At 44.0% G+C, this 7,332-nt stretch carries 5 protein-coding genes; all 5 read right to left on the bottom strand.

Annotation, left to right across the window (positions count from 1 at the left end):
- Positions 1–1,100: uroporphyrinogen-III C-methyltransferase (gene cobA, locus N3A72_02900; protein MCX7918559.1), on the bottom strand; the 1,100-nt coding region annotated here is incomplete at its 3' end.
- 190 nt (positions 1,101–1,290) lie between these two features.
- Positions 1,291–2,274 carry a hydroxymethylbilane synthase gene (gene hemC / locus N3A72_02895; protein MCX7918558.1) on the bottom strand — a complete coding sequence of 328 codons (984 nt, stop codon included), beginning with the start codon at positions 2,272–2,274 and terminating at the stop codon, positions 1,291–1,293.
- Between the two features lie 67 nt (positions 2,275–2,341).
- Positions 2,342–3,646: a glutamyl-tRNA reductase gene (gene hemA / locus N3A72_02890; GenBank protein ID MCX7918557.1), complete on the bottom strand. Its 1,305-nt coding sequence runs from the start codon at positions 3,644–3,646 to the stop codon at positions 2,342–2,344.
- Positions 3,647–3,877: 231 nt separating this feature from the next.
- A complete protein-coding gene (locus N3A72_02885; GenBank protein ID MCX7918556.1) occupies positions 3,878–4,513 on the bottom strand; it encodes a bifunctional precorrin-2 dehydrogenase/sirohydrochlorin ferrochelatase in 636 nt (211 codons plus the stop codon).
- A 162-nt stretch (positions 4,514–4,675) separates the two neighbouring features.
- Positions 4,676–7,276, bottom strand: a complete 2,601-nt coding sequence (gene clpB / locus N3A72_02880) for an ATP-dependent chaperone ClpB (GenBank protein MCX7918555.1) — start codon at positions 7,274–7,276, stop codon at positions 4,676–4,678.
- Positions 7,277–7,332: the final 56 nt, after the last annotated feature.

Genomic DNA, 7,332 nt, shown 5'->3' with positions numbered 1-7,332 from the left:
CAATATTCCATCGGAACAATATCAGGAATTAACCCTTTTTCCTTCAACGCTTCCGCAGTTGCCGGACCGATCGCAGCTATTCGTGCGGTTCGAAACAGGCGGGAATCAAGGTTCTTTTCCGCTAACCGCTGGAAAAAATATGTTACGCCATTAACGCTGGTAAATATAACCCAATCATAATTCGCGAGGTTTCTAATCGCTTTATCTAGCGGTCTCCAGTTAGAAGGCGGGATAATCTCTATCGTCGGGAATTCGATAACTTCTGCACCGAACGATTCTAACACGCGCACAAACTCGCTCGCTTGCGATCTCGTTCGCGTAACCAGAATCCGTTTACCGAATAACGGGTTCGATTCGAACCAATTCAGTTTATCCCGAAGTTTAACAACGTCCCCGACAATGATAACTGCTGGCGGTTTGAATTGGTTCTGTTTGGCTTTTTCAGCTATATCTGCCAGTGTTCCAACAATCGTTTCCTGTTTCGGAGTTGTTCCATGTCGGATTATAGCGACTGGGGTTCGTTTTGGTCTGCCATGTTTGAGTAACTGGGTAACAATTAACGGGAGATTGCCTACACCCATCAGAAATATCAAGGTGCCAACGCTCGTTGCGAGGTGCGCCCAGTTAATCGAACTAGAACCTTTCGTCGGAACTTCATGTCCGGTGATAACCGCGAAATCGGAGGTATATTCCCGATGCGTGACCGGTATCCCAGCATACGCAGGAACCGCAATCGCAGAGGTTACCCCCGGTACGAACTCGAACAGGATACCAGCCTGAACTAACACTTCCGCTTCTTCTCCGCCACGACCGAACACCGTCGGGTCACCGCCTTTAAGTCGGCAGACGGTTTTCCCCGCGTGCGCTTTTTTAATCAGAAGAGCATTGATTTCTTCCTGCGGTAAAGTATGTTCACCCGCTTTTTTCCCGACATAAATCAGTTCTGTTTCCGGTCTCGCATACGCTAACAATTTCGGATTCGCTAAATAATCATAGATAATCACATCCGCAGTTTTGATACACTCTAACCCTTTAACCGTAATAAGCCCAGGGTCACCTGGTCCTGCTCCAACGAGATATACCTTACCAAAATTCTTCATATCAATCCATCCGAAATTCGAATCATCATCTTACAATAACCGTCAACATCGTTGCCCAGCAATCTTGCTGGGTAAACTTCAGTCCATAGTTCGTGCCTATTCAGGTCAACTGGCTTTAATCACGTTAACAGTTATAAAGTTATAATATGATTCTCGAATGAAGTCGGGTCGTAAAAATAAGGTTTATTAATTATTGAATATCAGTTCGAGTTTGAAGGATTTGTCCAGCACCAGCGGATAACAATTTCTGCGCTAATTGGTTCCCCAATTCAACAGCGCTGGGGATCGTTAACATATCGGTTTCAATTCTACTCCGGATAAACTTACTGCCGTCAGGACTAGCAATCAACCCGTCTAAAATGAGTTTATTCTGTTCAACGCGCGCATAAGCAGCGATCGGTAATCGGCATCCACCACCTAGCCCAGCGAGAAACGACCGTTCCGCAGTTATCGCAAGTTCAGTTTTCTTATCATTCAATTGTTGTAATAACGTTATCACCGGTTTATCTGCAGCACGGGATTCAATTGCAATCGCCCCCTGCCCGACTGCAGGTAACATAATTTCAAATGGTATGATATGCATAAACTCATGTTTGATTTTCAACCTAGCTAACCCTGCAGCAGCGACAATGATCGCATCTAATCCTTCCTGTTCAAGTTTCTCGATGCGGGTGTTTAGGTTACCGCGGAGTTCGACCATAACCAAATCCGGTCGAAAGTGAAGCAATTGCGATTGGCGTCGCAAACTGCTGGTGCCGACTCGCGCTTTTTCCGGTAGCGTATCTAATAAAGATAATGTTTCCTCGCCATGTTCATCCGGAACATGAACTTGGCTTGACCGATTAAAAATAATCGCATCATGCGCATCCGCTCGTTTGGGAAACGCAACCAGTGCTAAACCATCAGGTAATTCTGTCGGTACATCTTTCAAACTATGTACCGCAAAATCTATCTTCTTCGCTAATAACGCTTCTTCCAGCTCTTTGGTGAACACGCCTTTCGTTGGCGCTTTCGACCAAGTTGTACCCCGGAATTTATCGCCGGTAGTCGTTATTTTCTCAAGTTTAACGGTTATTCCGGGAACCTTTTTTAATAACCGGGATTTAACCCATTCCGCCTGCTGGATAGCGAGTTGACTACCGCGAGTTCCAAGAATCAATGTTCGTTTTTTCATAAGAGAGATATGTTAGTTAACCAATGAATTGATTGAATGGTTAAAATAAGGTACCGTATACTCTGGATTATTCAGAGGTATTCTGCGGTTCAGCATTATCCGTTTCTTTTTCCAACTCAAATAACTCAGTTACCACCTGCGAATATATTATCCCATTCCCGCTAGCTGCACGCTTTTTCAATTGTTCAAGCGGCGAGTTGAGAAACTGGTTCATAATCCGCTGGGTTAAATATCCGATTTTCTCTTTCTGTTCCGGGCTTAATTCATCCAGTTGATATAACGTTTTTTCCAGTTCTTTCAAACGGATATGGTCTAATTTCGCATTCAGTTTCTTGATGACAGGAGTAACCGCCAGCGCATGATACCACTGATTAAATTCCTGCACTTCCTTATCAATAATCGCTTCACATTTTGCTAACTCCTGTTGCCGCAGCGCTCGATTATTATTCGCTACCTGCTGTAAATGGTCGATATTATATAAATAAACATTATCCAGCGATTCAACCTGCGGGTCAATATCCCGCGGAACCGCAATATCAATGAGAAATATCGGTTTATGTTTGCGTGCTCGCATAACCGGCAGCATATCTTCTTTGCGAATAATAAACCGCGGTGAACCAGTTGAACTTATCACAATATCAACGTCAACCATACGGTTGAAACAGGTATCGAACCGTTCCGCTTGCCCACGATATGCTGCCGCAAGTTTAACCGCACGCTCGTAATTCCGATTACTCACAATGACCGAACTTGCCCCGGCATCAACCAGATGCCGTAACGTATGTTCGCTCATTTCTCCCGCGCCGATAATCATCACAGAACGATTCGATAGTTCACCGAAAATCTTTCGGGCTAATTCTACCGCAACGGAACTAATGGAAACCGCTCCTTTCCCAATATCGGTTTTACTGCGAATTTCTTTCGCGACATTGAATGCCCGCTGGAATACCGTATTCAGCATAAATCCGGTATTCCCAGTTTTTTTCGCTAGCTCATACGCTTCTTTCACCTGACCGAGAATCTGTGCTTCTCCGAGCACCATCGAATCTAAACTTGCCGCTACCCGAAATAAATGCCGAACTGCGCCATTCCCGTGATGAATATACAGGTTTAGAGCAAAATGCGATATCGGAATCTGGTGGAATTCAGCGAGAAATTGTTTCGTTGTATGAATCATTTCCGATACTGTTGCATCAGCAACGATATATATTTCCACCCGATTACAGGTGGTTAATATCACCGCTTCACTCGCTTGAGTCATCTCGCGTAATCGCGTTAACGCAACTGGAATCTGCGATTCAGAAAACGCGAGTTTTTCCCGAATTTCAATCGGTGCGGTTAAATGATTCAATCCGAGCGTAAGGATATTCATAACTCCATCATCATCTAAATTAACCTATCGGAGTAATTGAAAAGAAACTAAAAAATTCTTATGCACCAGTTCTTCGCACTTAAACTCAGGATGATTCATAATCACTCCTTAAACAGACCAGCCGCATAGCTCGATATCCATCGGGATAATTTGTCGTAGCGGAACCGATAGAAAATGTATTACTAAACCCGAAAAGTAATTCCGTCACCGACTTCCCCAAAGAGAAACCATTCACGTTCCATATTGCTGTATAATTTGTTTAAACCGCAGTTCCGCTTCTTGTTTTAACCCTCTTTGTAAAAGGTATAGTATATCGGATGTAACTAATGCAGACATAATCTGGTCGCGCTGTTTTTGATTCGGAACTAGTTTACGTAGGGCAGTTCGCCATTTCGCAAGCTTTTCAACAAACATAGCGTATTCTGGCCCGAACTGTTTTTCCAACTCTGTTCGAAGATGTTTGGATAACGCTGGCGCTTTCCCTTCCGTTGAAACCGTAATTAACAACGACCCGCGACGTATACTTGCCGGCACCTGAAAATTACAGAGTTCCGGCGTATCAACTATGTTAACCAAAACATTGCGCTGTTTCGCAGATTGCGCAATCTGCTGATTTACCTTATTACTATTGGTAGCTCCAATAACTAAAAAAGCGGTCGCTACATCTTCCGGCTGATATGCGCGGTTAACTATCCGGATACGTTTAGCGCGCGCGAGTTTCTGCAAAGCAGGATGAATCTGCGGAGCAACAACCGTAACCTGCGCGCCACAACTTAATAATGATTCTACTTTTCGTAACGCAACTTCACCCCCGCCGATAACGACACATGGTTTCTTGTTAACGTTTAAATTAATTGGATATAACATTGGGTTACTTGTCCCTAATGTAACACAGTGATTTAGAAAATTGATATCTTGATAGATATCACAAACGTTCGATGCGAACTAAGTCTTTTCAAAACCAAAGGCTTATCAACCCTCGACTAAAATCGGGAAGAGAAACCTCTCCGCTGCTGTGAACAGCAGCGTCTAATTCTTTTTAGGCTTAAACACCACTTCACCTTTTTGCATAACCGCAATCACATTCTGCCCATCTTGAATTTCACCACTGATAATCTTCAATGCTAACGGGTTTTCTAACATTTGCACGATAGCACGTTTTAATGGCCGAGCTCCATATACCGGATTATAACCGATATCCGCAAGCATTTCTTTAACACTCTCATCAACTTCTAGTCCGATTTTCCGGTTAGCTAATCGTTTCTGCAACCGCCGTAGTTGAATATCAATAATTTGTTTAATCTGCTCGCGGGATAACCGATGAAAGATAATAATCTCATCAATCCGATTCAAAAATTCTGGGCGGAACTGGACACGTAACGCTTCCATAACCTTTTCCCGCATCGTATCTTCATCCTGTTCATCTTCTAATTCGGTAATAAACTGACTCCCGACATTTGAGGTCATAATCACCACGACATTTTTGAAATCAACCGTTCGTCCCTGCCCGTCAGTTAACCGACCATCATCAAGTATCTGCAAGAGAACATTAAACACATCATGATGTGCTTTCTCAATTTCATCAAATAATACTACGGAATATGGACGACGACGAACCGCTTCAGTCAACTGTCCGCCTTCTTCATAGCCAACATATCCCGGCGGTGCACCAATCAATCGGGATACGGTATGTTTCTCCATATATTCACTCATATCAATTCGAATCATCGCTTGTTCATCATCAAATAAAAATTCCGCTAACGCGCGCGCGAGTTCGGTTTTACCAACGCCGGTTGGTCCCATAAAAATAAAGGAACCAATAGGTCGGTTCGGGTCAGCTATTCCCGCTCGCGAACGACGAACCGCATTCGCAACTGCGCTAATCGCATCATCCTGACCAACCACCCGTTCACGTAATCGGTCTTCCATTTTCAGCAGTTTCTGCATTTCTCCTTCCAGCATTTTCGCGACCGGTATCCCCGTCCATTTCGAAACAATTTCTGCGATATCTTCTTCATCGACTTCTTCTTTCAAGAACTTCTTCTCTTTCTGAAGTTCCGCAAGATTTTTACTTTCAATCTCTAACTGTTTCTGCAACGCCGGAAGTTTGCCATACCGTATTTCCGCCACTCGCGTTAAATCTCCAACTCGTTCCGCATTCTGTTCTTCCGTTTTTAATGCATCCAGCTGCTGTTTAATCTCGCGAATTTTGGTTATATACTGTTTTTCTTTCTGCCAATGCGCTTTCATACTTCTACTAGTTTCTTTCAACTCCGCTAGTTCAGCTTCAATCTTGTTCAACCGTTCACGGGCAGCAGCATCTTTTTCTTTTTGCACCGCTTGTTTTTCTACTTCTAACTGGCGTATCTGCCGTTCGATAGCATCGAGTTCTGTCGGCATACTATCGATTTCAATCCGCAGCCGTGATGCCGCTTCATCAACCAGATCTATCGCTTTATCCGGCAGGAATCGGTCGGAAATATACCGATGCGATAATACCGCAGCGGCGATTAACGCGGCATCTTGAATTTTCACTCCATGATGCACTTCATATCGCTCTTTCAACCCACGCAGAATTGATATGGTATCATCGACTGACGGTTCACCAACGAATACCTGCTGGAACCGTCGTTCTAACGCTGCATCTTTTTCGATATGTTTCCGGTATTCATCTAAAGTCGTCGCTCCGATACAGCGGAGTTCACCACGGGCTAACGCCGGTTTTAACATATTCGATGCATCAATCGCTCCTTCCGCAGCGCCCGCACCGACTAATGTATGTAATTCATCAATAAACAAAATGATCTGTCCTTCAGATTGTTCGATTTCTTTTAACACCGCTTTCAACCGGTCTTCAAACTCACCGCGATATTTTGCGCCAGCAACTAACGCGCCCATATCTAGCGCAACTACCCGTTTGTTTTTTAAGGTTTCCGGCACATCGCCAGCAACAATCCGTTGCGCTAACCCTTCAGCAATCGCGGTTTTCCCTACTCCGGGTTCGCCAATAAGTACCGGATTATTTTTCGTTCTCCGGGATAGAACTTGGATAACCCGCCGTATCTCTTCATCACGACCAATAACCGGGTCAAGTTTATTTTTCCGAGCTAATTCAGTCAAATCGCGACTATATCGCGCTAACGCCTGATATTTATCTTCCGGATTCTGGTCAGTAACCCGTTGCGCACCCCGAATCTCTTGCATCGCAGTATAAATTCGGTCTTTCGTAATTCCGAGATTGCGGAATATTTCCGAACTAGCTGTCGCGTCTTTTTCATCCGCAATCGCCAGTAATAAATGTTCGGTACTAACATATTCATCTTTCAACCGTTGTGCTTCCTGCCAGGCAGACTCGAATACTTTCGCTAATCGCGGGGTAAGATAAATTTGGCCTATCGTCGTCCCATATACTTGCGGGATTTTGGTTAACGCTTCTTCAACTCGACTTTTCATCAGGGGAACATTCACACCAAGCTTCTGCAGTATCGGGATAACCACACCATCAGGTTGATTGAGTAACGCGAGAAGTAAATGTTCTACATCAATCTGCTGATGCTGATGTTGTTCAGCGATCCCTTGCGCTTGTTGAATTGCTTCTTGAGATTTAACCGTGAGTTTATCGAATCGCATAATTTCATCCTTTCAATACCTGATTTAAGGTTCGGAGTGGGAAATAATTAATATAG

This window comes from bacterium (assembly GCA_026416715.1).
Lineage (GTDB): Bacteria > UBP4 > UBA4092 > JAOAEQ01 > JAOAEQ01 > JAOAEQ01.
Note: the sequence above shows the minus strand (reverse complement) of the source record. Positions and strands in the feature narration are given on the sequence as shown.